The organism is Corallococcus aberystwythensis, from assembly GCF_003612165.1.
Classification (GTDB): Bacteria; Myxococcota; Myxococcia; order Myxococcales; family Myxococcaceae; genus Corallococcus; species Corallococcus aberystwythensis.
The window spans coordinates 1-22,065 of record NZ_RAWK01000170.1; the positions used below are offsets into that span (position 1 = coordinate 1).

28 protein-coding genes and 1 pseudogene are annotated in these 22,065 nt (G+C 68.2%); 28 read left to right on the plus strand and 1 reads right to left on the minus strand.

What is annotated here, in order from left to right; genetic code table 11:
• The 28 genes from D7W81_RS25625 to sctV all read left to right on the plus strand — a co-directional run.
• On the plus strand, positions 1-253 hold a 253-nt coding region (locus D7W81_RS25625), incomplete at its 5' end, for a hypothetical protein (RefSeq protein WP_120558024.1).
• 141 nt (positions 254-394) lie between these two features.
• Entirely contained in the window at positions 395-958 is a 564-nt protein-coding gene (locus tag D7W81_RS25630) for a hypothetical protein (RefSeq protein ID WP_120558025.1), read from the plus strand.
• 95 nt (positions 959-1,053) lie between these two features.
• Complete coding sequence (locus D7W81_RS25635) at positions 1,054-1,488, plus strand: tetratricopeptide repeat protein (RefSeq protein ID WP_120558026.1); 435 nt, start codon at positions 1,054-1,056, stop codon at positions 1,486-1,488.
• A gap of 25 nt (positions 1,489-1,513) precedes the next feature.
• Positions 1,514-1,909 (plus strand): hypothetical protein, encoded by a 396-nt coding sequence (locus D7W81_RS25640; protein ID WP_120558027.1) that lies wholly within the window; start codon positions 1,514-1,516, stop codon positions 1,907-1,909.
• Between the two features lie 9 nt (positions 1,910-1,918).
• Complete coding sequence (locus tag D7W81_RS25645) at positions 1,919-2,755, plus strand: sigma-70 family RNA polymerase sigma factor (RefSeq protein ID WP_120558028.1); 837 nt, start codon at positions 1,919-1,921, stop codon at positions 2,753-2,755.
• A gap of 22 nt (positions 2,756-2,777) precedes the next feature.
• Complete coding sequence (locus tag D7W81_RS25650) at positions 2,778-3,197, plus strand: EscF/YscF/HrpA family type III secretion system needle major subunit (RefSeq protein WP_120558029.1); 420 nt, start codon at positions 2,778-2,780, stop codon at positions 3,195-3,197.
• A gap of 109 nt (positions 3,198-3,306) precedes the next feature.
• Positions 3,307-4,128, plus strand: a complete 822-nt coding sequence (locus tag D7W81_RS25655) for a type III secretion protein (protein WP_120558030.1) — start codon at positions 3,307-3,309, stop codon at positions 4,126-4,128.
• A 113-nt stretch (positions 4,129-4,241) separates the two neighbouring features.
• Positions 4,242-6,320, plus strand: a complete 2,079-nt coding sequence (locus tag D7W81_RS25660) for a hypothetical protein (RefSeq protein ID WP_120558031.1) — start codon at positions 4,242-4,244, stop codon at positions 6,318-6,320.
• 24 nt (positions 6,321-6,344) lie between these two features.
• Positions 6,345-7,022, plus strand: a complete 678-nt coding sequence (locus D7W81_RS25665) for a FliH/SctL family protein (protein WP_120558032.1) — start codon at positions 6,345-6,347, stop codon at positions 7,020-7,022.
• A 44-nt stretch (positions 7,023-7,066) separates the two neighbouring features.
• A complete protein-coding gene (gene sctN, locus D7W81_RS25670; RefSeq protein ID WP_120558033.1) occupies positions 7,067-8,380 on the plus strand; it encodes a type III secretion system ATPase SctN in 1,314 nt (437 codons plus the stop codon).
• A 60-nt stretch (positions 8,381-8,440) separates the two neighbouring features.
• A complete protein-coding gene (locus D7W81_RS25675; protein WP_014398423.1) occupies positions 8,441-8,929 on the plus strand; it encodes a flagellar assembly protein FliH in 489 nt (162 codons plus the stop codon).
• A 36-nt stretch (positions 8,930-8,965) separates the two neighbouring features.
• Positions 8,966-9,874, plus strand: coding sequence for a flagellar hook-length control protein FliK (locus tag D7W81_RS25680; protein ID WP_120558034.1), 909 nt, complete (start codon positions 8,966-8,968; stop codon positions 9,872-9,874).
• Positions 9,871-11,226 carry a type III secretion system cytoplasmic ring protein SctQ gene (gene sctQ, locus D7W81_RS25685; RefSeq protein ID WP_120558035.1) on the plus strand — a complete coding sequence of 452 codons (1,356 nt, stop codon included), beginning with the start codon at positions 9,871-9,873 and terminating at the stop codon, positions 11,224-11,226. Before D7W81_RS25680 ends, sctQ begins: the two co-directional genes overlap by 4 nt.
• Positions 11,227-11,329: 103 nt before the next feature.
• Positions 11,330-11,983 (plus strand): flagellar biosynthetic protein FliO, encoded by a 654-nt coding sequence (locus D7W81_RS25690; protein WP_120558036.1) that lies wholly within the window; start codon positions 11,330-11,332, stop codon positions 11,981-11,983.
• Between the two features lie 10 nt (positions 11,984-11,993).
• A complete protein-coding gene (gene sctR, locus D7W81_RS25695; RefSeq protein ID WP_120558037.1) occupies positions 11,994-12,821 on the plus strand; it encodes a type III secretion system export apparatus subunit SctR in 828 nt (275 codons plus the stop codon).
• Positions 12,822-12,837: 16 nt separating this feature from the next.
• Positions 12,838-13,104, plus strand: coding sequence for a flagellar biosynthesis protein FliQ (gene fliQ, locus D7W81_RS25700; protein WP_014398418.1), 267 nt, complete (start codon positions 12,838-12,840; stop codon positions 13,102-13,104).
• Positions 13,101-13,919 carry a flagellar biosynthetic protein FliR gene (locus tag D7W81_RS25705; RefSeq protein WP_120558038.1) on the plus strand — a complete coding sequence of 273 codons (819 nt, stop codon included), beginning with the start codon at positions 13,101-13,103 and terminating at the stop codon, positions 13,917-13,919. The genes fliQ and D7W81_RS25705 overlap by 4 nt, the downstream gene beginning before the upstream one ends.
• A gap of 28 nt (positions 13,920-13,947) precedes the next feature.
• The gene (gene sctU, locus D7W81_RS25710; protein WP_120558039.1) at positions 13,948-15,030 is read left to right on the plus strand and encodes a type III secretion system export apparatus subunit SctU; all 1,083 of its coding nucleotides are present in this window, start codon (positions 13,948-13,950) and stop codon (positions 15,028-15,030) included.
• Positions 15,031-15,040: 10 nt separating this feature from the next.
• On the plus strand, positions 15,041-15,322 hold the full coding sequence (locus D7W81_RS25715) for an EscU/YscU/HrcU family type III secretion system export apparatus switch protein (RefSeq protein ID WP_120558040.1): 282 nt from the start codon (positions 15,041-15,043) through the stop codon (positions 15,320-15,322).
• 46 nt (positions 15,323-15,368) lie between these two features.
• On the plus strand, positions 15,369-15,851 hold the full coding sequence (locus D7W81_RS25720; RefSeq protein ID WP_120558041.1) for a hypothetical protein: 483 nt from the start codon (positions 15,369-15,371) through the stop codon (positions 15,849-15,851).
• Between the two features lie 3 nt (positions 15,852-15,854).
• Positions 15,855-16,331: a SycD/LcrH family type III secretion system chaperone gene (locus tag D7W81_RS25725; RefSeq protein WP_120558042.1), complete on the plus strand. Its 477-nt coding sequence runs from the start codon at positions 15,855-15,857 to the stop codon at positions 16,329-16,331.
• Between the two features lie 95 nt (positions 16,332-16,426).
• Positions 16,427-17,017 (plus strand): hypothetical protein, encoded by a 591-nt coding sequence (locus D7W81_RS25730; RefSeq protein ID WP_120558043.1) that lies wholly within the window; start codon positions 16,427-16,429, stop codon positions 17,015-17,017.
• A gap of 120 nt (positions 17,018-17,137) precedes the next feature.
• Complete coding sequence (locus D7W81_RS25735) at positions 17,138-17,356, plus strand: EscF/YscF/HrpA family type III secretion system needle major subunit (RefSeq protein ID WP_120558044.1); 219 nt, start codon at positions 17,138-17,140, stop codon at positions 17,354-17,356.
• Positions 17,357-17,584: 228 nt separating this feature from the next.
• Positions 17,585-17,803: an EscF/YscF/HrpA family type III secretion system needle major subunit gene (locus D7W81_RS25740; protein ID WP_120558044.1), complete on the plus strand. Its 219-nt coding sequence runs from the start codon at positions 17,585-17,587 to the stop codon at positions 17,801-17,803.
• Positions 17,804-18,031: 228 nt separating this feature from the next.
• A complete protein-coding gene (locus D7W81_RS25745) occupies positions 18,032-18,250 on the plus strand; it encodes an EscF/YscF/HrpA family type III secretion system needle major subunit (protein ID WP_120558044.1) in 219 nt (72 codons plus the stop codon).
• Positions 18,251-18,431: 181 nt separating this feature from the next.
• Complete coding sequence (locus tag D7W81_RS25750; protein ID WP_120558045.1) at positions 18,432-18,938, plus strand: hypothetical protein; 507 nt, start codon at positions 18,432-18,434, stop codon at positions 18,936-18,938.
• A 101-nt stretch (positions 18,939-19,039) separates the two neighbouring features.
• Positions 19,040-19,507, plus strand: coding sequence for a tetratricopeptide repeat protein (locus tag D7W81_RS25755; protein ID WP_120558046.1), 468 nt, complete (start codon positions 19,040-19,042; stop codon positions 19,505-19,507).
• Between the two features lie 86 nt (positions 19,508-19,593).
• A complete protein-coding gene (sctV, locus tag D7W81_RS25760) occupies positions 19,594-21,720 on the plus strand; it encodes a type III secretion system export apparatus subunit SctV (RefSeq protein ID WP_120558047.1) in 2,127 nt (708 codons plus the stop codon).
• 77 nt (positions 21,721-21,797) lie between these two features.
• On the opposite strand, the pseudogene D7W81_RS25765 reads toward sctV, so the two are convergent.
• Positions 21,798-22,065, minus strand: a pseudogene (locus D7W81_RS25765) (FHA domain-containing protein); the annotation flags it as partial.

Sequence of the window (22,065 nt, forward strand, 5' to 3'; positions counted from 1 at the left end):
GCCCCAGCCCCAGGAACTGCCTGTCCCGTCCTACCCCGCCGTTGAGACCTTCATCGAGAAGGCCTCCGCCAGCGACGTCCAGGCGCTCTTCGCGCCCGTGAAGGAGGGCCTCGCCGGCCTGAAGGGCCCGCGCGCGGAAATCGGCAAGAAGGCCCAGGCTGCGATCGCGCGGTCCGAGGAGCTGCTGACCCTGCTCGTGGACGTCCGGGAGAAGCTCGTCGCGGAATCGAAGCAGCCCAAGGGCCGGAAATAACGGGCTTTTCGGGAGCCCGGACGATTTCTTGTCACCAGCAGGCAACCGGCGGCTGGCTCTCCCGATAATCCATTCAAAGAGCCACGGGATGATCCCCGGCTCCCCTTTTGAATCAACGCTGGCACCAGCGCGGAGGCTGAAATGAGCGTCAAGATCGACAGCGGCATGATGGGTCCGAACCTGCGCATGAACACCCAGATGACCACGGCTCGGCAGACGCCGAACACGAGCTTTGGCGCGCGTGTGCAGAACGGGCTGAACAGCACCGTCGGCGCCGTGGGCGCGGGCGTGGGCGCGGTGGCCGGTTTCGTTCCCGGCGCGGGCATCGTCTCCGCCGCCGTCTCCTCCGCGCAGACCTTCTCCGGCGCCTCCGGCTCCGGCATGCAGGGCGGCCCCTACGTCGGCGTGATGAACACCGGCTCCGGCGCGGTGCCCTCCAGCAACCTGCCCGGCGCGGGCACCGGCCTGCCCTCCTCGGGCGGCTCCGCCTCCACCATCGGCACCAGCGTCGGCTCCGGCTCGGGCGGCAGCGTGGGCGACCAGCTCAACATGAACGGCTCGCTCAAGTCGATGATGGACGACAACGTCAAGCTGCTGAACATGCAGTCCGCCATGCAGCACGAGTCGCAGCTCTTCACGGCTGTTTCCAACGTGATGAAGTCGCGGCACGATACGACCAAGAACTCCATCGGCAACATCCGCTAGTCTTCACGGACAGCGGAATCTGACCGGTGCAAGGAAGGCGGCCCTCGACGGCCGCCTTCCGTGCTTCCGGCGACCAGAAAGGCAGCGCGACGTCCATGTCGGAGACCCCCTCGGAGATTGCCAACAGCCTCGTGCCCCTGGCGCGTCAGCCAGCCATGGTCCTGCTGGAGTCCGGCTATCTGTGGCTGGATATGGGTCACTTCGACAAGGCCAAGGAGGTCTTCGTCGGCGCCGCCGCGCTCATGCCCAAGAGCGAGGTGCCGCAGATTGGCCTGGGTGCCGTGGAGTTCGCGCAGGGCAAGCACGACAAGGCCCTGGCGGCCTACCGGGTCGCCCAGCGGCTCGCGCCCCTGTCGTCCCTGCCCCGGGCACACGCGGGTGAGGCCCTGCTGTTCATGGGCAAGGTGCCGGAGGCCCTCAAGGAACTGAAGGCCGCCATGGACCTGGAACCCGAAAGCGACGGCGCGAAGCTGGCCCAGGCGCTCATCCAGGCGAAGGAAGCGGGGGCCCTGCCTCCGCCGAAGAAGTAGCGGTCAGGAAGAAGGAGGTACGTCGATGGCTGTCGGTGGAGTCGGACGTGGGGGTGGGAAGGGCCGCGCGGGCGGCGTGAAGGGGGCGTCCGGTCCGTCGGGTGCCGCCGGCGCGTCCTTTGGCGGCAAGGTGGACCGCTCGGAGTCGCTCGTCGGGGCTTCAGGTCTGGTAGGCTCCAGCAACGTCCAGGGCCCCCAGGCCACGGATCCGATCGCGGCGCAGGCGCTCGCCATCGCCAAGCGGCTGAAGAACGGGGGCTTCAAGAGCAAGGAAGAGGCGACGAAGGCGCTCGTTTCAGAAGTGCTCCAGGAGAAGTTGAACATGAAGTCCGCTGCCCTCACGGGCCGCATCGCCGGGGCGCTGCAGGATGATCCCCGGCTGAACCAGGTTCTCGAGCGGCTGTGGTCCAAGGCCGAGTGAGCGCGCCGCTTGCCTCTGGGTGAAGACAGGAAGGTCATCCTGGAGAAGTATGGCCCGTACGTGCGGTCGCTCGCGGCCACCGTGCGCAAGCAGTTCAATGCCCAGCTGGAGCTGGATGAACTGCTGGCCTATGGCCAGATCGGCCTCCTGGAGGCCGCCGAGCGCTTCGACCCCAAGGTCGGCGCCAATTTCCTCACATTTGCCCACTACCGCATCAAGGGCGCCATCTTCGATGGCCTGAGGAAGATGGGCGTCTTGCGCGGCGCGGACGCCCGCACGGCCTATCAGGGCGAGCGCGCGACGGCATATCTGGGAAATCTGGCGGACCGCGAGCAGGGCTCAAGCAACCGCGGGGCGTCATTCGACGATGATATTGGAGATATCTCGGATGCCGTGGCGGGCCTCGCGGCGGTGTTCGCGGCGGGGGCGGAAGGGGCGGAGGCGGCGGGCTACGTGGATGAATCCCTCCCGGCGGATCAGCGCCTGGAGATGGAGCAGTTGAAGAACCGGGTGCGCTCGGCCATCGAGAAGCTTCCGGAAAAAGAGCGCAAGCTCCTGCAGGGCTATTACTTCCAGGGACGCACGCTGGAAGAGGCAGGGGCCGAAATCGGGCAGTCGAAGAGCTGGGCGTCGCGGCTTCATGCGCGGGCCATTGATCGGCTCAAGGAACTCTTGAACGAGGAGGAGGAACTCCCTCCCCCCTCGACGGATGCAAGGAGGGTGTCACATGGCGGCTCCGATGAGCGGCATCTCCGCGGGACAGGTAGCGCAGCAAAAGCTGCAGGACCAGGGCGCGCAGCAGACGCAGAAGACGGGCGCCTCGAAGTTCGACGGAGTTCTCGCTGACAAGGCGCAGGGCGCCGGTCAGGTGGACGCCGCCCAGAACGTGAACAAGGCCCAGGCGGCGCAGGCCACCCATAAGGTGGACACCGTCCGCCAGGTGGAGACCGTCAACAAGGCGGAGAAGGCCAACCTGAACAAGGTGAGCGGCGCCGCCCAGCAGCCCGCCACCGCCAAGGGCGCCGAGCCCGTGGACGCGAAGGCGGAAGCCTCGAAGACGACCAAGTCGGGCGGCATGGTGTCCGACCTCGTCTCCGGCCTTGAGAAGGGCCAGATCAGCATGGACAAGCTCATCAAGGAGGCCTCCTCCGGCAAGAACATGTCCAACGCGGAGATGCTCGGTCTCCAGGCGTCCATGTACAAGTACTCGCAGGAGCTCGACCTGACCTCGAAGGTCGTCGAGAAGGCCACCAGCGGCCTGAAGGACGTCGTCAAGACGCAGGTCTGAAGTCCCCACCCCGCCGGGCCATGGCGGCATGCGAAGGGCGGTCCCTCCCAAGGTCGGGAGGGGGCGCCCTTCCGCGTTTTGCAAGGGCCCTGTTAAGCTACGCGCGCCCATGACTCGCCGAACGTCCGTCTACGCCGCCCCGCTCCTCGCCCTGCTGTTCCTCACCGGCTGCTCCATCGAGCTGCAGCACGAGCTGACGGAGGCGGACGCGAATGAAATCTACGTCCTGCTCAGCAAGAACGGCATCAACGCCAAGAAGGAGAAGGCGGAGGGCGGCAACGAAGTGCGCTTCACCATCGTCGTCCCCAAGGGTGACGCCGCGCAGGCCGCGGAGCTCTTGAAGCGCAACTCGCTGCCGCGCCCAGTGGAGAAGGGCCTGTCCCACTTCGCCAAGGGCAGCATGGTGCCCACCGCCACGGAGGAGCGCGCCATGCTCCTCAAGGCCATGGCGGGTGAGGTCTCCAACGCGCTCAACCAGATTGACGGCGTGCTGGAGGCGCGCGCCATCGTGATGGTGCCGGAGAACAACGACCTGTCGCAGCCGGAGAACAAGCCGATGCCGTCGGCCTCCGTGTTCATCAAGTACCGCACCGTGGAGGGCGGCAAGCCCCCCGTCACCATGGACGCGGTGAAGCAGTTCGTCGCCAGCTCCGTGTCGGAGCTCAAGCCCGAGGCCGTCACCGTGCTGATGACGGAGGCCATGGCCCCCTCGGCGGAAACCACGGAGACCAACCGTCTGCAGGACGTGCTCGGCGTTCGCATGACGGCCGCCAGCGCGAGCACGTTCAAGATGATCCTCGGCGGCGCGTTCGCGCTCATCCTGGCGATGATGGGCCTCACCGCGTGGACCTTCATGCGCGGCGGCGCCGGTGGCGGTGCCCCTGCCGCGGCGGCGCGTCCCGCCCGCGCGCGCGGCGGCCGCACCGAGTAGTCCCGCACGTCGCTTCCCGCGGCCCTCCTGGGGCGGACCGCGGGACGCGTCCTCCAGGCCGGGGACGCGTCTTCTATCTTCAGCGGGCCACCTGGGGGCCCGCGAGGTGACCGTTGGATTCCTTCTTCACCTCGCTCAGCAAGCGCCAGACCATGATGCTGCTCACCGCGGTCACCTTCGGGGGCCAGGAGAGCATGGCGGCGCTGGAGCACCTGCCGGACGAGGAGGGCGCGCTCTTGCGCCACCGCGCGCAGGAGATCCTCCAGATTCCGCGCGAGAAGCGCCTGCCCGCGGTGGTGCAGGAGCTCAAGCGCTTGATGAAGGACCGGCGCGGCCAGCTGTGGACGGCGGATCCGGAGCGCCTGGCGGCGCTGCTCCAGCGCGAGCGCGGCGCCCTGGTGGAGGTCACCCTCCGCGCGCTGCCCGGCAACATGGCGGACGCCGTGCGCGGCCACCTGCCACCCTCGCGCGTGAAGCTCACCCGCGAGGTGCGGCCCCAGGTCCTGGACATCATCCGCTGGAAGCTGGAGGAGGCGCTGGCGCGTGAGGTCGCCGGCCAGTCCGCGGGCTTCAAGTTCGCGGACGTGCTCAACCTCCAGACGCGTGAGCTGCTCACGGTGAGTGATCGCCTGGGCGCGCGCGTGCTCGGCCCGGCGCTGGCGGGGCTCCCCGAGGATGAGCTGAACGGCCTCATGGAGTCATTGCCCCCGGACCTGCTCCAGCTCGCGAGCAAGTCCGTGGCGGCCAATGCGCCGCGCAAGCTGCCGGAAGAGGACGCGCGCGCGCAGATCAACCTGCACGAGGGCTTCAGCCGGCTGGCTGGCGCCATCCGCAGCGCGGGCGTGCAGCGGCTGGCACGCGCGTGCGTGGCGCAGTCCCCGGAGTTCGCCGCGCGCATGCTGGAGAAGCACCGCGGCGAGTTCGGCCACCTGGTGGCGAAGTGGGTGCGCGAGGAGCGCTCGCGGCCAACGGCCCGGGGCGACGGCGGACGCACCGACATCGTCATGGACCTGGAGCGGCTGGCCGTGCGCGGCCTCATCGAGCGGCCCGTGCGCCTGACCGCGCCGCCGCCGCGCCCCTCCGCCGTGTTGCCTCCACCTCCAGGCGCGCGCAAGCCCGCGCCGGCCCCGGATGCCCGCCCGGCGGCGGCTCCGGGCGCCCGTCCGGCAGGGGCCTCCGCACCCCGCGAGGGGCAGCGCACCCCCGCGCCGGAGCCGTCACGGCCGCCCGCGCTCCGGCCCCCCAAATCCCTGCGAGGTGGCGCCGCCGCCCCTGTCGAGGACGCCTCGGGAGATGCCGGCGCCAAACGCGACTTCATGGCCGAGCGCGCGGCCCGTCGCGCGGGTGCGGCGTCCAGCCGTGACGCGGGCCCAGGCGCGCCCCCCGCCGGACGGACGCGTCCGCCTCCGGGCGAGGAGCGGGGCTCGTCGGTGGGGCCGGCGCCCCGGGCGTCCATGGTGTCGCCGGAAGGGGACGCGAACGGTTCGCGGATGCGCCGGATGCCGGTGGAGCGTGAGCGCGGCCCCGCCCCTCGTGCCTCCGTGGTGTCGCCGGAGGGCGAGGCGGGTGGCTCGCAGATCCGCCGGATGCCGCCGGAGCGTGAGCGCGGCCCCGCGCCCCGCGCGTCCATGGTGGCCCCGGAAGGGGACGCGAACGGTTCGCAGATGCGCCGGATGCCGGTGGAGCGGGGCTCGTCGGTGGGGCCCTCGCCCCGCGCGTCGACCGGGGGCGTTCCTGGCCGCCGTGATCCGGATGCCCCCCGTCCCTCGCGTCCTGCCCGGCCGGATCCGGAGGGAGCCCGGATCGGGCCTCCGCCCTCGAGGTTGGGTGCACGCGGTGCGTCACGCCCGCCGGAACCAGACGCACCCGAGGGCCGCTCCGTCCGGGCCGAGCGCCCCGCGCGGCCTCCCGCCGACGTGGAGGAGCGCGCTCCCCGGCGTCCAGACCCCTCCGCGGAATCCGCCGACGGGGCCCGGGTGCTTCGCTCGCGCACCGGTGGCCGTCCCACGGCGCGTCCCGAACCGGGTGGCGAGCCGGAGCGTCCCCCGCGCGTGCTCTCCAGCCAGGCATCCTCTCCCCGGTCTTCGGAGGGAACCCAGGTGGGCCGCAGGCGCCCCCCTCCCAGCGACCGGCCGGGCCCGGATGACGCGGGCGGCCCTGGAGGGCGTGGACCGCGCGGCGGAACGCGCTAGCATCCGGTCTCCAAGGAGCGGCGCATGGCGATCGGCAAGGTAATCAAGGGGGACGGGTTGGCGGAGTCGGTGGTCGTCGCCACGTCCGAGCGACCGGCGCTGCGTCCGCCGCGCGCGGGCGTGATGAACGCCGAGGTCTTCGAGGCGCGCCAGGGCGCCCAGGGCATCATCGAGGAGGCCCAGCGCGAGCGTGAGCGCATCCTCGCCGAGGCCCAGCGCGAGAAGGAGGAGCTCTTCGCCAAGGCGAAGGACCTGGGCCGTCAGGAAGGTATCGCCCAGGCGACGGAGCTGCTGCTGCGCGCGAAGATGCAGGCCGGGGAGATGCTCCAGTCCCAGGAGCAGGACATCATCGCGCTGGCGCTGAGGATGACGGAGAAGATCCTCGGCCGCGACCTGGAGCGCGAGCCGGAGCTGCTGGTGGACATGTGCGCCGCGGCCATCGACAACCTGCGCAACGCGCGCGCCATGGTCTTGCGCGTGCACCCGAAGACGGCCGCGGTGCTGCGCGCCAAGCGCCCGGTGCTGATGGAACTCATCGGCCGCACGGTGGACCTGGCCATCAAGGAGGACCCGGAGGTCGCTCCCGTGGGCTGCATCGTCCAGACGGAGTTCGGCACGGTGGACGCGCAGCTGCCTACCCAGCTGGAGATGCTCCAGAACCTCCTGCAGCCGGACACCGCGCGCAAGAGCGGCCCTCCCTGAGCCTTCCGGTCCGCACCGCGCCCTAGAGCCTCCAGGACTCCGCCATGGCCATCGACCTTTCGCGCTACTACGACCTCATCAAGGAAGCGTCCCTCGTCCGGGTGCGCGGCCGCGTCACGGAGCTGACGGGCCTCGTCATCAAGGCGAGCGTGCCCAACGTGCGCATCGGCGAGGTGGTGCTCGTCAAGAGCCGCCAGCGCGGCCTGATGAAGTCGGAGGTCGTGGGCTTCGTGGGCGACGAGGTGATGCTCATGCCCCTGGGCGAGCTGTACGGCATCGGTCCGGACAGCGAGTGCATCCCCACCGGCCGTCCCCTCACCATCAAGTGCGGTGAGGCGCTCCTGGGGCGCGTGCTCAACGGCATCGGTGAGCCCATGGACGGCAGGCCCCTGGAGGGAGAGGGCCTGATCGACTGGTCCGTGGACCGCGACTGCCCGGACCCCTTCACCCGCCAGCGCATCGAGCGGCCCTTGCCCCTGGGCGTGCGCTGCATCGACGGGCTGCTCACCGTGGGCGAGGGCCAGCGCGTGGGCCTCTTCGCCGGCTCCGGCGTCGGCAAGTCCACGCTGATGGGGCAGATTGCCCGCAACACGCAAGCGGACTTGAGCGTCGTGGCGCTCATCGGCGAGCGTGGTCGCGAGGTTCGCGAGTTCATCGAGGACGCCATGGGCGAGGAGGGCATGAAGCGCGCCGTGCTGGTGTGCGCCACGTCCGACCAGCCCGCCCTCGTGCGTCTGCGCGCCGCCTACGTCGCCACGGCCATCGCGGAGTACTTCCGTGAGCGCGGCGGCAACGTGCTGTTCATGCTCGACACGGTGACGCGTCTGGCGCGCTCCCAGCGCGACATCGGCCTCGCCATCGGCGAGCCCCCGGCGCGTCAGGGCTACCCGCCCAGCGTCTTCTCCATGCTGCCGCGCATCCTCGAGCGCACGGGCAACTCGGCGAAGGGCAAGTGTACCGCCATCTACACCTGCCTCGTGGCCGGCGGTGACATGGAAGATCCCATCGCCGACGAGGTCCGAGGTATTCTCGACGGCCACTTCATCCTCAACCGTGAGCTGGGCGCGCGAAACCAGTGGCCGGCCATGGACGTGCTCCAGAGCCTCAGCCGTGTGATGAGCGGCATCGTCAGCAAGGATCACAAGAAGGCCGCCGGCAAGCTGCGCGAGACGCTCGCCACCTACGAGAAGCAGCGCGACCTCATCCTGCTGGGCGCCTACCAGGCCGGCGCGGACCCCAGGACGGACTACGCCATCGAGAAGTACGACGCCATCATCGACTTCCTCAAGCAGGACACCCACTCCAACTCTCCGTACGAGGAGACCGTGGAGCAGCTCATCAACCTGTTCGCGGACTGACCCGGGCCGCCCCCGGGCACACAGACGAACCGGGCGGTTTTTGGGTAGGATGCCCCCACCATGCCCCCGTACCGGTTGCAGTCCCTGCTGGACATGCGTGAGAAGGCGAAGGAGGAGGCCGAACAGGCCTTCTCGGACTCCGTCAAGGCGCTGGCGAAGGAAGAGCAGGAGCAGGCGCGCCTGGAGGCGGAGCTGGAGCGCCGCCGCAAGGAGCGCAAGGCCAAGGTCCAGGAGTACTTCCAGCAGATCATGGCCAAGGGCGCCGGCATCAACGGCATGAACATGATGGGCCGCTTCGAGGAGCGTCTGAAGGACGACGAAGCGCAGGTCGCCCTCCAGATTGAACACCAGAAGGAGGTCGTCCGGACGGCGGCCCGCCTGGTGGAGCAGCGCCGCATGCTGATGGCCGAGGCCGCCAAGGAGCTCAAGGCCATCGAGAAGAACAAGGAGAAGTTCGTCAAGCAGGTGAAAAAGGAACGCCAGGATCGGGAGGAGTTGCAGCAGGAGGAGATCGGCAGCGCCTTGTTCCTGGCCCGTCAGCGCAAGTAACCTGCCGCCGCCTTCCGCCGAGTCTGGAGAGACGCCATGAGCCGAGTTGATGATGATCGCGATGCCGCGCGCTTGGCGGAGCGGATGATCCAGGAGCGCAAGCTCGCGGAGTCGAAGACCCAGAAGCGCCTGCAGGGCGAGTCCGTCTTCTCCAAGCTGGTCCAGCAGGGCCAGGCCGAACAGGCCCTGCCGAAGCAGGCGCAGGAGCTGAAGCAGCCCCTGGGCAAGCAGGTGCTGGCGCGCCTGGCGCAGGGACAGGGCAAGACCTTCGACGAGAAGCTGGCCCAGAAGGAGACCGCCTTCGCGAAGCCCGGCGAGTCCACCCAGGGCGCCCAGCAGTCCCAGCGCAACAGCGAGTCGCAGGGCCTGTCCAAGGGAGGAGAGGCCCGCAAGTCGGAGGTCGTGGAGGAGAAGCGCTCCACGGACGTCCGCGAAGGCGACATGAACAAGGCCGAAGGTCAGGCCAGCCGGCTGAGCCAGGAGAAGGGCGAGCTGAAGATCGACGTCAACGCCGGTGGCGGCAAGGGCGCGGGCGGCGGCGGAGCCAGCAAGGAGAAGGACGACCGGGGCGGGCAGATGGCCGGCGCGGGCTTCCGCTTCAACCCCGCGCTGATGGCGCCCGTTCCGGTGGCCAAGCCCAAGGACACGGCGGGCTCCGAGCGGCTGCGCGCCATGGCGAATGAAATCGCCCAGAAGATTGTCGAGCGCGTGCGCGTGGGCACCAACGCCGCGGGCAACGCGGAGTTCCAGATCGACCTGCGTGGCGACGTGCTCAACGGCCTGTCCATCAAGGTCAGCGCGAAGAACGGGAAGATTTCGGCCACCTTCAGCGGCAGCGACCGCGACACGCTCAAGCTCCTGGAGGAGCAGAGCGAAGGCCTGCGCAGCGCCCTGGGTGGCCGGGGGCTGGCGCTTGAAAATCTGAGGTTCGAGGCCAAGACATGAGCCTGGAGCCGGACGACGAGCCCGGAGTCTTCGAGCGCACCATGTTGGTCGACACCCGGAAACTGGGTCCTCCCCCGAAGCCTGCTCAGGCACCGGCTCCCGCGCCCGTCTCGCCGTGGCGGACGTTCACCTTCACGAACCTGGAGAAGGTGGCGCGCACGCAGGGCCAGCTGGCGGAGCGGCTGCGGTGGCTCACGCCGGCCGCGGGCACGCTGGAGACGGTGTGCGCGCGGCTCAAGGCCCTCTTCGACGTGGACGTGCGCCTGTCCGTGGAGTCCGCCCAGGCGCGCCCCATGACGGAGCTGCGCCGCTTCCTGGGCGACCCGTCCTTCCTGGCGGTGCTGGCGCCCGGCGCGCTCAAGGGCCGGGCCATCCTTGAAATCGAGCTGTCGCTGGCGCACTCGGCGGTGGACCTGCTGCTGGGCGGCGCCGGTGAGACGGTGGGCCTGCGGCCCCTGACGGACATCGAGGAGGGCGTGATGGGCTACGTCGTCCTGGAGGCCCTGAAGGAACTGGTGCCCGGACTGCAGCCCGGCGTTCCCCGGCCCCGGCTGGATGGCGTGGCGCGCGGCGTGGACGAAGTCTCCGCGCGCCTGGGCGAGGACGGCCCCATGCTGGCGGTGCACCTGAACGCGGTGCTGGGCTCGCACCGCGGCATCGTGCGGCTGGTGGTGCCCTCCGCGGTGCTGGAGGCGGCCGAGCCCGCGGTGGAGAGCGCCCAGCGGCGCGACCAGCGCCGGCAGGACATGAAGGCCAACGGGCGGCGCCTGTCCGCGCTGCGCGACTCTCTGCGCGCGGAGATTGGCGTGGCGGAGCTGTCCGCCCAGGACCTGGCGTCCTTGCGCATCAAGGACGTGCTGCTCCTGGACCTGCTGTCGGCGCGGCCGGACCGGGGCGAGTCCGGCACGGCGCAGCTGCGGCTGGGCCTGGGCCGCACCGGCCACTTCGCGGCGGACGTGTACGTGGAGAACGGCCGCTACCGGGCGCGCATCACGGACATCATCCCCGGCGAGCCGGGCAATCCCCAGGGTGGGGAGTCCGGCGGGTCGGAAGAGAACGAGGACTTCACCAACCCGGAGCTGGGCGTTCCTCCGGAACTCGAAGGGGCGGCATTGGACGACAAGGACGGAAGCGATCTGCTCAGCGACCTGCCCCTGCAGGTGGCGGTGGAGCTGGCGCGCGTGCCCATCACGGCCGAACAGGTGGTGGGCCTGCGCACGGGGCAGGTCCTCGACCTGCGCCGTGGGCCGGGGGAGCCGGTGGACCTGTCGGTGAACGGCAAGGTGGTGGCCCGGGGCGAGCTCGTGGAGCTGGAGGGTCAGCTCGGTGTGCGCATCATCCACCTGAGCTGAAGCGCGTGCACCCGTGCGTCACAAGGGCAGGCGGGCAGGGGGGCATGCTTGAGCCCGGGCCCGTGGCGGTCCTGACTCGGGTGCACTAGGCTCGCGCCCATCCATGGCGGTCCTCGGTCTTTCCTCCTCGCGCCTGTTGCTCGGCGCCGCGTTGCTCTTCGCGTCGCCCGCCGTCCTGGCGCAGGCGCCCGCGGCCTCCACGCCTGATGCTTCCGTGGCGGCCCCTGCCGCGCCCGCGGGTGCAGCGGCCGCGAAGGAAGAGGCTCCCGCGGTCGCGCCACCCGCTACGGGTGACGGCGCGGCCCGCGCGAAACGCCACGCGGACGAGCTGGACCGCGAGCTGGGCATCACCGAGCCGGAAGCCGCCGAGGCGCAGGAGAGCCTGGCCTGGGTGGTGGTGCGCACGGTGGCGCTCCTGGGCGCGGTGCTCGCGGCCATCTACCTCACGCTCAACGTGGGCCTGCGCCGGCTGATGGGCCTGCAGGGTGTACCCGTGGGCAAGGCGTCGGTCGTGTCGGTGATGGAGCGCATCCCGTTGGATCAACGGCGCACGCTCTTCGTCCTGAAGGCCGCGGACGAGTACCTGCTGGTGGGGGGTGGCGAGGGTGGCGTGCAACTGGTTTCGAAGCTGGACCGCGACGCCGTGGAGCGCATCCGCGCCGCACGTCCGCCGTCGTCGCCGGTGTCCTTGAGTCCTTTCCTCCAGAAGCTCCTCTCCCGCCGGACCGGTGGCACCACGCCGCCGCCGGGCGTCTGAAGGCCGTCCCGTGAACCGTTCGTCTCCCGCCGCCCGTCCGCTGCCGTTCCGCGCTCCGCCCTGGCTCTTCGCGGCCCTCGTATCGCTGCACCCCTTCGTCGCGTCCGCGGCGAAGAAGGGCGGTGACACCATGCCGGATGCGCTGGTCAAGGAGGCGGTGAACACCGACTCGTTCACCTCCCGTCCGCTCATCCTCATCCTCGCGCTCGCGGCCATGTCCCTGGTCCCGTTCGCGCTGATGATGGTGACCAGCTTCGTGAAGATTTCGGTGGTGCTCTCCATCGTCCGCTCGGCGCTGGGTACCCAGCAGATTCCCCCCACCCAGGTCATCACCGGCCTGGCCATCATCCTCACCGTCTACATCATGGCCCCCGTGGGCACGGAGATGTACCGGGCGGGCGGCATCGACGTCTGGTCCCGGGGAACGTCCGTGTTCTCCTCGGAGACGGTGGGCACCATGCTCAGCGCCGCGGACAAGTCCAAGGAGCCCCTGCGCGACTTCCTGATGAAGAAGGTCACCAACAAGGACCGCACGCTCTTCTACAGCCTGGCGAAGAAGATGCGGAAGGAAGAGGACCGCAAGGACATTGGCCCGAACGACTTCATGGTCATCGTGCCGGCCTTCGTCGTGTCCGAGCTGAAGGAGGCCTTCCAGATTGGCTTCCTCCTCTTCGTGCCCTTCATCGTCATCGACATGGTGGTGGCCAACATCCTCCTGGCGCTGGGCATGCACATGCTGTCGCCCACGACCATCTCCATGCCTTTCAAGCTGCTCCTGTTCGTGCTCGTGGACGGCTGGTACCTCATCGCCAAGGGCCTGGTCATCGGCTACCTGTAAGGAGCCCCGTACTCCCATGAATCAGCTCACGTTCATCACCCAGGAGGCGCTGTTCCTGGTGCTCGTGGTCTCCGCGCCGCCGGTGCTCATGAGCCTCCTGGTGGGCTTCCTCATCTCGCTGTTCCAGGCCACCACGCAGATTCAAGAGCAGACGCTCACGTTCGCGCCCAAGGTCGTCCTCGTCTTTGGCGTGCTGGCCATGACGGGCCCGTGGATTGGCGGTCAGCTGCTGCGCTTCACCTTCCACGTCTTCGACCGCTTTCCGGCGCTCATCGGCAGATGAACATCGGCGAGCTGATGGCCGAGCTGAGCTCTCGGGTCAACCTGTCGGTCGTCATCTTCACGATGGCACTCATCATGTGCCGCGTGATGCCCATCCTCATCTTCAGCCCGTTCCTGGGCGGCGAGGTCGTTCCCTCGGAGATGAAGCTGGGCCTGGGCCTGCTCGTGTCCGCGGTCATCTTCCCGTCCGTCGCGGACCGGATGGACAGGATTCCCCTGAGCGCGCTCCCGTACATCGGGTTGCTGCTCAAGGAGGTCTTCATCGGCGTGGCGCTGTCGTACATCGTCAACATGGTGTTCGACGCGGCCCGCGTGGCCGGCACCCTGATGGACACCATGTCAGGCAGCAACAACGCCCAGCTCTACGTGCCGCAGCTGGGCACGCAGGTGTCGCTCTTCTCCAGCCTCAAGGTGCAGCTGTGCGTGGTGCTGTTCCTGTCGCTGGACGGGCACCACATCATCATCCGGGCGCTCGCGGAGAGCCTCGCCGTCGTGCCGCTGGAGGGCTTCCCGCGCTTCAGCCGCGGCGTGTGGCCCTTCTTCGACCTGCTGATCCGCTCCTTCGCGGACCTGTTGAAGATCAGCCTGGCGCTGGCCGGCCCCGGCATGGTGGCCGCGTTCGTCACCGACCTGTCCCTGGGCGCCATCAACCGCGTCGCGCCGCAGATCCAGGTGTTCTTCATCTCCATGTCGCTCAAGCCGCTGGTGGGCGTGTTGATCATGTTCATCGCCATCCACGTCGTGATTGGCCGCATGCAGCAGGAGCTGGCCAACATGCTCCGCATGTTCCAGCACGCCATCCAGCTCCTGGCCTGAGCAGCCTCAAGCCTCCCGGGATTCCTCCATGTCGGACGAGAGTGGCGACAAAACAGAAGAACCGTCGCATAAGAAGCTCGACGACGCGCGCAAGAAGGGTCAGACCTGGAAGAGCAAGGACCTGACGGGCGTGGCCGTGCTCGTCGCGGGCCTGGGCATCGTCAAGGGCACCTGGGACACCGTGGAGCGGGAGATCTCCACGCTCTTCCGCTTCAGCTTCGACGCCATCGCCCACTCGCAGGACCTGGGGCTTGCGACGACGCAGCTGCTCTTCATGGGCCTGCGCACGATGCTGCTCCTGACGGTGCCGGTGGTCGCCGGGGCGGCGGTGCTGGGCGGGCTGTTGGACTTCCTGCAGGTGGGGTCGCTCTTCACCATCGACCCGCTCATCCCCAAGTTCGACAAGCTCAACCCCATCGCGGGGTTGAAGAACATGTTCTCCAAGAAGGCCTTCGTTGAGCTCTTGAAGAACCTCATCAAGATCTCCGTCGCCGCCTACGTCGTGACCGGTGTGGTGCGTGACTCGATGCCCCTGATCATCGAAACGGTGCGGCAGGACACGGTCGGCATCATGGCCATCCTGGGAGAGATCATCTACCGGGTGTCCGTGCGCATCGTGATGCTCTTCGTCATCTTCGGCGTGTTCGACGTGTGGTGGCAGCGCAAGTCGTTCATGAAGGACATGATGATGACGAAGGAGGAGGTCAAGAAGGAGTACAAGCAGAGCGAAGGCGACCCGCACCACAAGGCCAAGCGCAAGGAGCTCCACCACGAGATCATGGAGGGGGCCCAGATGGAGGCGGTGAAGGACGCGAGCGTCATCGTCACCAACCCGGACCACGTCGCCGTGGCGCTGCAGTACGACCAGAACAAGGACGGGGCGCCCCGGGTGCTGGTGAAGGGCATGGACGCCAAGGCGGAGCGCATCAAGGCGCTGGCGCGCGAGGCGGACATCCCCCTGTTGCGCAACATCCCGCTGGCGCACGCGCTCTTGCGCGTGGAGGTGGGCGCGGAAGTCCCGGAGGAGCTCTACGACGCGGTCGCGGAAGTATTGAACTTCGTCTACGGGCTCAAGCAGCAGCAGAACGCGGCGCCGCCGGCGCGCGCCTGAGGAGGACGCCATGGCCAGCGACGAAGAGGCGGACATCGCCATCGCCATCAAGTACGACACCAAGGCGGACGGCGCGCCGCGCGTGGTGGCGAAGGGAATGCGCCTCAAGGCGGAGAAGATCCGGGAAATCGCGAAGCAGTACGGCATCCCGGTGATGCGCAACGTGTCCCTGGCGCACGCCCTGTACCGGGTGGACGTGGGGCAGGAAGTGCCCGAGGAGCTCTACGACGCGGTCGCGGAGGTGCTGAACTTCGTCTACGCGCTCCAGCGGGAGCAGGCGGGCGGACGCTGAAGGGGGCTGGACGCGCCCCCCCTACCTGTATTGAAGTCGGGCCACCATGGCCAGAATCAACAATCAGCCCCCCAGCACCGCGCTTTGGCCCTGGGGAGGTCCCCGCAGCGTCCGCGAGCGGCTGGTGGACCCGTCCCAGCTGGACCGGGCGAAGAAGGCGCGCAAAGCCGGCAACATCAAGAACCCGTCGCTGCCCTCCGCGGCGCTCCTGGACTTCATCGGTCCGGCGCACTCGTCGGAAGAGCTCCGGCTGCCCCTGCCGCCCCACCCGGGCGGGCACGACGCGGACCTGGAGGGCTTCAGTGACCGGCCGCACTTGGCCAGCGTCGCCGGCCGGGGGGATGACGGGCAGCGCCGCATGCTGGAGCGAGGCCTGTCCAAGGTGAACGCGCCGCCGGAGCGCCTGGAGCGCCTCAAGGCCCTGTTGCAGCGCGAGTCCGCGATGCTGGGCCTGGTGGATCAGGTGAGCGCGGAGTCGCAGGAGATCATCCGCCGCATGTGGGAAGAGCAGAAGGACGAGGGCTACTGACCCATGGCGGCGCTGGACCCCGAGGATCCGCAGGACGAGGCGAAGCTCACGGCCCTTCTGCAGCGGTGGGCGGAAGGGAAGGCCACGCTCCGCGAGGTGCGCGGCTATTCCAACGACGAGCTCTACGCCATCGCCAAGACGGCCTACTTCTTCTTCTACCAGGGCCGGGTGGCGGAGGCGCGCACGCTCTTCCAGGGGCTGTATGCCGTCAACCCCACGGACGTGTACTTCGCCAAGGCGCTCGGGGTGGTGGAGATGGCCGCGGGCAACGGGCAGGGCGCGCTCGCCGCCTTCGACGTGGCCGCGAAGCTGGCTCCGCAGGATGCGTCCGTCTACGTGGGGCGCGCGGAGGTGAAGCTGGCCCTGGGGCAGAAGCCCCAGGCGCTCGAGGACCTGCGCCGCGCCGCGGCGATGTCCCCGGCGGATGATCCGGTGATTCGAAAGGCCGGCGCCATGGTCAACGCCCTCACCCGGCGCTGATCCACGGGGGCGCGCCTCCCTCCAGGACGGCGAGTGTGGAAGCCCCGTAAACTCTGTTAGGCTCGATTCATTCACCTCAACCGATGGAGAGGTTCATGGCCCCCCCCAAGAAAGACATTCCTCCGCTTCCGCCTGAGCCGCCGGAGCTGAAGGAGAAGCGCGACAAGCTGCTGGCGGAGCTGGACGTCCAGGGCAAGACGGCCCAGGGGACCTTCCTCCAGGTGGTGCGCAACATGCGCCGGCTCGTCGCCTCCTCGGCGCCGAACTCGCCGCTGGACGAGCAGATGTACAAGGACGTCACCGAAGCGCTCAACCGCTTCATGAAGGACCCCATCCTGCCGCCGCCGGCGATCCTCGGCTCGGTGGTGGAGTACCTTCAGCACCGGCTCACCACCTACGGCGTCACCATCCAGAACGCCGTGATGGAGATGAACCCGGAGGCGGGCGCGAAGCTGGCCATGTCCCCGCTGCCCGAGGTGCCCGCCTCGGTGTCCCAGTCCCGCGTGCAGAGCCGTCCGTCCGGCAAGGCGTCCGACGGTTTCGAGAGCTCCAGCGGCTCGCGCAAGATGGCGCTCAACCCCGAGGCGGTTCCTCCTCCTCCGGCGGAGCCCAAGGCCCAGCAGCAGCAGCTGGACTCCTTCAAGGCGTGGATGAAGAACCCGTCGCTCGGGAAGCTGAAGGGCTGATCCGCGCGGGAAAAATGATCCTCGGAATTAACGAGGAAACTCCGCCGCCCCTGCTTCGATAATCTTTTTGTAGCGGTTGCCGCACCTACCCAACCCCATCGCTGTTTTCAGGAGAACACCATGTCCTCGATCGACGCCTTCCAGACCGCCGCGAACAACATCAACAAGACGACCAACTCCGCGATGGACAAGATGATCGCGGCGGCCCCGGAAGAGCAGAAGGACTTCCTGAAGGCCCAGAAGCAGGTCCAGCAGGAGTCGCAGATCATGAGCACCATCACGAACATCATGAAGAAGATGGACGACATGGCGCAGGCCGCCATCAGCAACCTGAAGTAAGTCGTCGTCGTAGATGGTTCGCTCCGGCCCCGTGCTGGTGTCCCTTCAGGGCGCCGGTCCGGGGCCGGTGGCGTTTCAGGCCCCTGGCACGCGGCGGCGGAGACGACGGCCTGGCCGGGAAAAAAGGCCGGAAAAAGTCCCCAGGAAACTCCGCGCGGCTCGCCCCGATAATCTTTTTGTAGCGGTTGCCGCACCTACCCAACCCCATTGCAGTCCCCGGAGAACACCATGTCCTCGATCGACGCCTTCCAGACTGCCGCGAACAACATCAACAAGACGACCAACTCCGCGATGGACAAGATGATCGCGGCGGCCCCGGAAGAGCAGAAGGACTTCCTGAAGGCCCAGAAGCAGGTCCAGCAGGAGTCGCAGATCATGAGCACCATCACGAACATCATGAAGAAGATGGACGACATGGCGCAGGCCGCCATCAGCAACCTGAAGTAAGTCGTCGTCGTAGATGGTTCGCTCCGGCCCCGTGCTGGTGTCCCTTCAGGGCACCGGTCCGGGGCCGGTGGCGTTTCAGGCCCCTGGCACGCGGCGGCGGAGACGACGGCCTGGCCGGGAAAAAAGGCCGGAAAAAGTCCCCAGGAAACTCCGCGCGGCTCGTTCCGATAATCTTTTTGTAGCGGTTGCCGCACCTACCCAACCCCATTGCAGTCCCCGGAGAACACCATGTCCTCGATCGACGCCTTCCAGACTGCCGCGAACAACATCAACAAGACGACCAACTCCGCGATGGACAAGATGATCGCGGCGGCCCCGGAAGAGCAGAAGGACTTCCTGAAGGCCCAGAAGCAGGTCCAGCAGGAGTCGCAGATCATGAGCACCATCACGAACATCATGAAGAAGATGGACGACATGGCGCAGGCCGCCATCAGCAACCTGAAGTAGTCGTCGTCGTAGATGGTTCGCTCCGGCCCCGTGCTGGTGTCCCTTCAGGGCACCGGTCCGGGGCCGGTGGCGTTTCGGACCCTGGGATGGCGTTTTGTGATCCTGGTGGAAACCCGGAAACTTCCACTACGCTGCCGTCGATAATCCGGGAAACGCAGTACTTAGAGACGAGGTTTGGATCATGAGCTCCTCTCCGATTTCGGCTTCCACCCCCCGCGCGGTCACCGGGACTGCCTCCACCGTCACCTCCTCTCCGGCGCAGTCGCTGGCGAAGCAGGAGACCCTGCTCCGCGCCACGACGGAGCAGCTGTCCAAGACCGTCAAGACGCTGAACGCGAAGGGCACGGAGCAGGCGGCGGCGCCTGCGCAGTCGCAGTCCAGCCAGCAGGCCGACGGCGACAAGCCGACGGCGGAGCAGGCCATCACCGAGCTGGGCACGAAGTACGCCGGCTACGTGGGCAGCCTGGGTGACAAGGCCGGCAACCGCGCGCTGACGAAGGCGCAGGAGAAGACCGACGCCTTCATCAAGGCGAACCCCAACGCCACGAAGGAGCAGATCAACGAGGTGGCGAAGAAGGAGTTCAACAAGTCCACCGCCGCCGAGTACATCTTCAAGTCCGCCGTCGAGAAGTCGATGGGCGACATCATGGCGAAGGTGCAGGAAGCGATCGACGAGCAGGGCAAGTAGTCCTTCGTCGCCCCCGCCTTGGATGGGTCCCCGTCTGGCACTGACGGGGACCTCGGGCTAGACTCCCCGCCGCTGCTGTCCCCGCCCCGGTGAACGCGCCGATGACGACTGAATCCAAGGCCACGGTGTCGAACGACAACGAGAAGCCCCTGTCCGGACCGGAGATGCTCGAACGGGCCACGGAGGGCTTCAACCTCTTCCAGGACGGGAACTTCAACGAGTCGCTGGCCATCTTCGAGAAGCTTTCGGCCATGGACTCGAGTGAGGCCTACTTCCAGACCGCCCTGGGCGCCTGCCACCTGGCGCTGGAGGACCTGGACGCCGCCGTGGCGTGCTTCAACCGCGCCATCGAGCTGGACCCCACGGACATCACGCCCTTCGTCAACCGGGGTGAGGCGTTCCTGCGCCAGGGCCGGACGATGGAAGCGGCCCGTGACTTCCAGCATGCCGTGTCGCTGGACCCCGAGGACAAGGACCCCTTGAGCCGTCGTGCGCGCATGCTCGCCGCCGCGGCCCTGGAGAGCTCGGACGAGGCTTCGGAAGCCGAAGCCCCCGAGGACCGCTCGTAGCCTGACCGCAGGCCCCCTCTCCGGACAGGAGAGGGAAGGCCCCCCCTTGGGCTCGGGGGCGGGCACGGATTAGGATGGCCCCGCCGATGGCCAACGCCGATCCGAACAGCTTCCTGAACAAGTACTCCGACATCGTCCTGGCCGTGGTCGTCGTGGCCATTGTCGCGATGATGATCGTCCCGCTGCCGACGATCATCCTGGACGTGCTGCTGACGCTGAACATCAGCATCTCGGTGATCCTGCTCCTCATCTCCCTCTACGTGCCCAGCGCGCTGTACCTGTCGTCGTTCCCGACGATCCTGCTGATCACGACGATGTTCCGCCTGTCGCTGACCATCTCCACCACGCGACTCATCCTGCTCACCGGCGACCCGGGTGAAGTGGTGGTCGCGTTCGGTAACTTCGTGGTGCAAGGCAACTTCGTCGTCGGCGCCATCCTCTTCCTCATCCTGGTGGTGGTGAACTTCATCGTCATCTCCAAGGGCTCGGAGCGTGTCGCGGAAGTGGCCGCGCGCTTCACCCTGGACGCGATGCCCGGCAAGCAGATGTCCATCGACGCGGACCTGCGCGCGGGCGTCATTGATCAGGAGCAGATGAAGAAGAAGCGCCGCGACCTGGAGCGTGAGAGCCAGCTCTTCGGCGCCATGGACGGCGCGATGAAGTTCGTGAAGGGTGACGCCATCGCGTCCATCATCATCACGGTCATCAACATCGTGGGCGGCCTCATCATCGGCGTGACGCAGAAGGGGATGACCGCCGGTGACGCCGCGCAGAAGTACACGCTGCTCACCATCGGTGACGGTCTGGTCGGCATGATTCCCGCCATCCTCATCTCCACCTGCGCCGGCATCCTGGTGACGCGCGTGGGCGGCGAGGAAGAGGGCGCGCACCTGGGCAAGGACGTGGGCACGCAGCTCACCGCCTTCCCGAAGGCCATCGCCATCGCGGCGGCCATGCTCGTGGGCCTGGGCCTCATCCCCGGCCTCCCCAAGATTCCCTTCTTCCTGCTGGGCGCGGGCGCGGGCTTCGGGGCCTGGTCGATGATGCGCAAGCGCGACGAGGCGATGGCCGCCGAGGAAGCGGGCCCCGCCATGGAGTCCAGCTTCGGCACGCCCGTGTCCGCCGAGCCTCCGCCCAAGGAGCAGCTCAACCCGGACTCGGAGCTGTTCATCCCCGTCGTCACACCCATCGTGCTGGAGGTGTCCGACGCGCTGGTGCCCTTCGTGGACTCGCGGCAGGACGGCGGCAAGTTCCTCTTCGAGCTCATCCCGTTCATGCGCGACGGCCTCTTCGTAGAGCTGGGCGTCCGCTTCCCCGGCGTGCGCGCGCGCGGCAACGGCGGCCTGCCGCCCGGGGCCTACCAGATTCAAATCAACGAGGTCCCCGTCGTCACCGGCCAGGCCACCCTGGGCCACATCCTGGTGAACGACACGGTGGAGCGCCTCAAGCTGATGAACATCCCCGGCTTCGAGGCCATCAACCCCGCGACGCGCCAGGCGGCCGCGTGGGTGCCCGAGCAGTTCCGGGAGATGCTCGAGTCCGCGGGCCTCACCACCTGGGACGTGCCCGGCTACATCATCCTGCACACCGCCGCCGTGCTGCGGAAGAACGCCCGCGAGTTCGTGGGCGTGCAGGAGACGCAGACGATGCTGGAGCAGCTGGAGAAGGCGTTCCCGGCCATCGTGAAGGAGGTCGTCCCGAAGATCGTCAACGTGCTGAAGCTGACGGACATCCTCGGGCGCCTGGTGGAGGAGGAGCTCTCCATCCGCGACCTGCGCGGCATCCTCCAGGCCCTGTCGGAGTACGGGCAGGTGGAGGCCGACAACGTCATGCTCACCGAGCATGTCCGCGCCTCGCTGCGCCGCTACATCTCCCACAAGTACGCGCGAGGCACCGGCACGCTGGTGGTGTACCTGCTCGACCCGAACATCGAGGAGGCCATCCGCAGCTCCATCAAGCGCACCTCCGCGGGCGCCCACCTGGCGCTGGAGCCGGAGATTGCCCAGGAGATCGTCGGCGCGGTGCGCTCCGAGTGCGGCCACCTGCCGCCCAGCGCCCAGCGTCCCGTCATCCTCACGGCGATGGACATCCGCCGCTACGTGCGCAAGCTGCTGGAGTACGAGTTCAACCCCTCGTTCTCCATCCTCAGCTACCAGGAGCTGTCCCCCGAGCTGAACATCCAGCCGGTGGCGCGCATCTCCTCCGGCCGGTAGTCCCGGGCCGGAAATTCAAAGGCCCCCGTCTTGCGGCGGGGGCCTTTGTCGTTTCAGGAAGAGGCTGTCCGGCTTCTTCAGGCGCCCGCGAGCACGGCGATCATCAACACCAGGAAGCTCAGCCCCACCACGCCCATCACGATGAGCGGGACGAGCTTCTTCTTGTCCGCGAGCGCGGACATGGCCGCCGGTTCAGGCTCGGGCTCGGACGTGGAGTCGCCCATGCCGGCATCGGGCTGCGGCTCCTCGGAGGAGGCGTCGGGCTGCGGCTCCTCGGAAGGAGGGGACTCCTCCGGCGGCGCGGGGGCGGGCTCCGGCTCCGGTTCGGGCTCCGGCGGGGGCGGC

Excerpts from the sequence above, each read along its gene's own strand:
- D7W81_RS25665 (WP_120558032.1), top strand. The coding sequence starts at position 6,345 with ATGGCGATCGGCAAGGTAATCAAGGGGGACGGGTTGGCGGAGTCGGTG.
- fliQ (WP_014398418.1), top strand. The coding sequence starts at position 12,838 with ATGAATCAGCTCACGTTCATCACCCAGGAGGCGCTGTTCCTGGTGCTC.
- D7W81_RS25675 (WP_014398423.1), top strand. The coding sequence starts at position 8,441 with ATGCCCCCGTACCGGTTGCAGTCCCTGCTGGACATGCGTGAGAAGGCG.
- sctQ (WP_120558035.1), top strand. The coding sequence starts at position 9,871 with ATGAGCCTGGAGCCGGACGACGAGCCCGGAGTCTTCGAGCGCACCATG.
- D7W81_RS25730 (WP_120558043.1), top strand. The coding sequence starts at position 16,427 with ATGGCCCCCCCCAAGAAAGACATTCCTCCGCTTCCGCCTGAGCCGCCG.
- D7W81_RS25720 (WP_120558041.1), top strand. The coding sequence starts at position 15,369 with ATGGCCAGAATCAACAATCAGCCCCCCAGCACCGCGCTTTGGCCCTGG.
- D7W81_RS25640 (WP_120558027.1), top strand. The coding sequence starts at position 1,514 with ATGGCTGTCGGTGGAGTCGGACGTGGGGGTGGGAAGGGCCGCGCGGGC.
- D7W81_RS25750 (WP_120558045.1), top strand. The coding sequence starts at position 18,432 with ATGAGCTCCTCTCCGATTTCGGCTTCCACCCCCCGCGCGGTCACCGGG.
- sctV (WP_120558047.1), top strand. The coding sequence starts at position 19,594 with ATGGCCAACGCCGATCCGAACAGCTTCCTGAACAAGTACTCCGACATC.
- D7W81_RS25715 (WP_120558040.1), top strand. The coding sequence starts at position 15,041 with ATGGCCAGCGACGAAGAGGCGGACATCGCCATCGCCATCAAGTACGAC.
- D7W81_RS25705 (WP_120558038.1), top strand. The coding sequence starts at position 13,101 with ATGAACATCGGCGAGCTGATGGCCGAGCTGAGCTCTCGGGTCAACCTG.
- sctN (WP_120558033.1), top strand. The coding sequence starts at position 7,067 with ATGGCCATCGACCTTTCGCGCTACTACGACCTCATCAAGGAAGCGTCC.
- D7W81_RS25735 (WP_120558044.1), top strand. The coding sequence starts at position 17,138 with ATGTCCTCGATCGACGCCTTCCAGACCGCCGCGAACAACATCAACAAG.
- D7W81_RS25635 (WP_120558026.1), top strand. The coding sequence starts at position 1,054 with ATGTCGGAGACCCCCTCGGAGATTGCCAACAGCCTCGTGCCCCTGGCG.
- D7W81_RS25630 (WP_120558025.1), top strand. The coding sequence starts at position 395 with ATGAGCGTCAAGATCGACAGCGGCATGATGGGTCCGAACCTGCGCATG.
- sctU (WP_120558039.1), top strand. The coding sequence starts at position 13,948 with ATGTCGGACGAGAGTGGCGACAAAACAGAAGAACCGTCGCATAAGAAG.
- D7W81_RS25725 (WP_120558042.1), top strand. The coding sequence starts at position 15,855 with ATGGCGGCGCTGGACCCCGAGGATCCGCAGGACGAGGCGAAGCTCACG.
- D7W81_RS25740 (WP_120558044.1), top strand. The coding sequence starts at position 17,585 with ATGTCCTCGATCGACGCCTTCCAGACTGCCGCGAACAACATCAACAAG.
- D7W81_RS25690 (WP_120558036.1), top strand. The coding sequence starts at position 11,330 with ATGGCGGTCCTCGGTCTTTCCTCCTCGCGCCTGTTGCTCGGCGCCGCG.
- D7W81_RS25745 (WP_120558044.1), top strand. The coding sequence starts at position 18,032 with ATGTCCTCGATCGACGCCTTCCAGACTGCCGCGAACAACATCAACAAG.
- D7W81_RS25680 (WP_120558034.1), top strand. The coding sequence starts at position 8,966 with ATGAGCCGAGTTGATGATGATCGCGATGCCGCGCGCTTGGCGGAGCGG.
- D7W81_RS25655 (WP_120558030.1), top strand. The coding sequence starts at position 3,307 with ATGACTCGCCGAACGTCCGTCTACGCCGCCCCGCTCCTCGCCCTGCTG.
- D7W81_RS25755 (WP_120558046.1), top strand. The coding sequence starts at position 19,040 with ATGACGACTGAATCCAAGGCCACGGTGTCGAACGACAACGAGAAGCCC.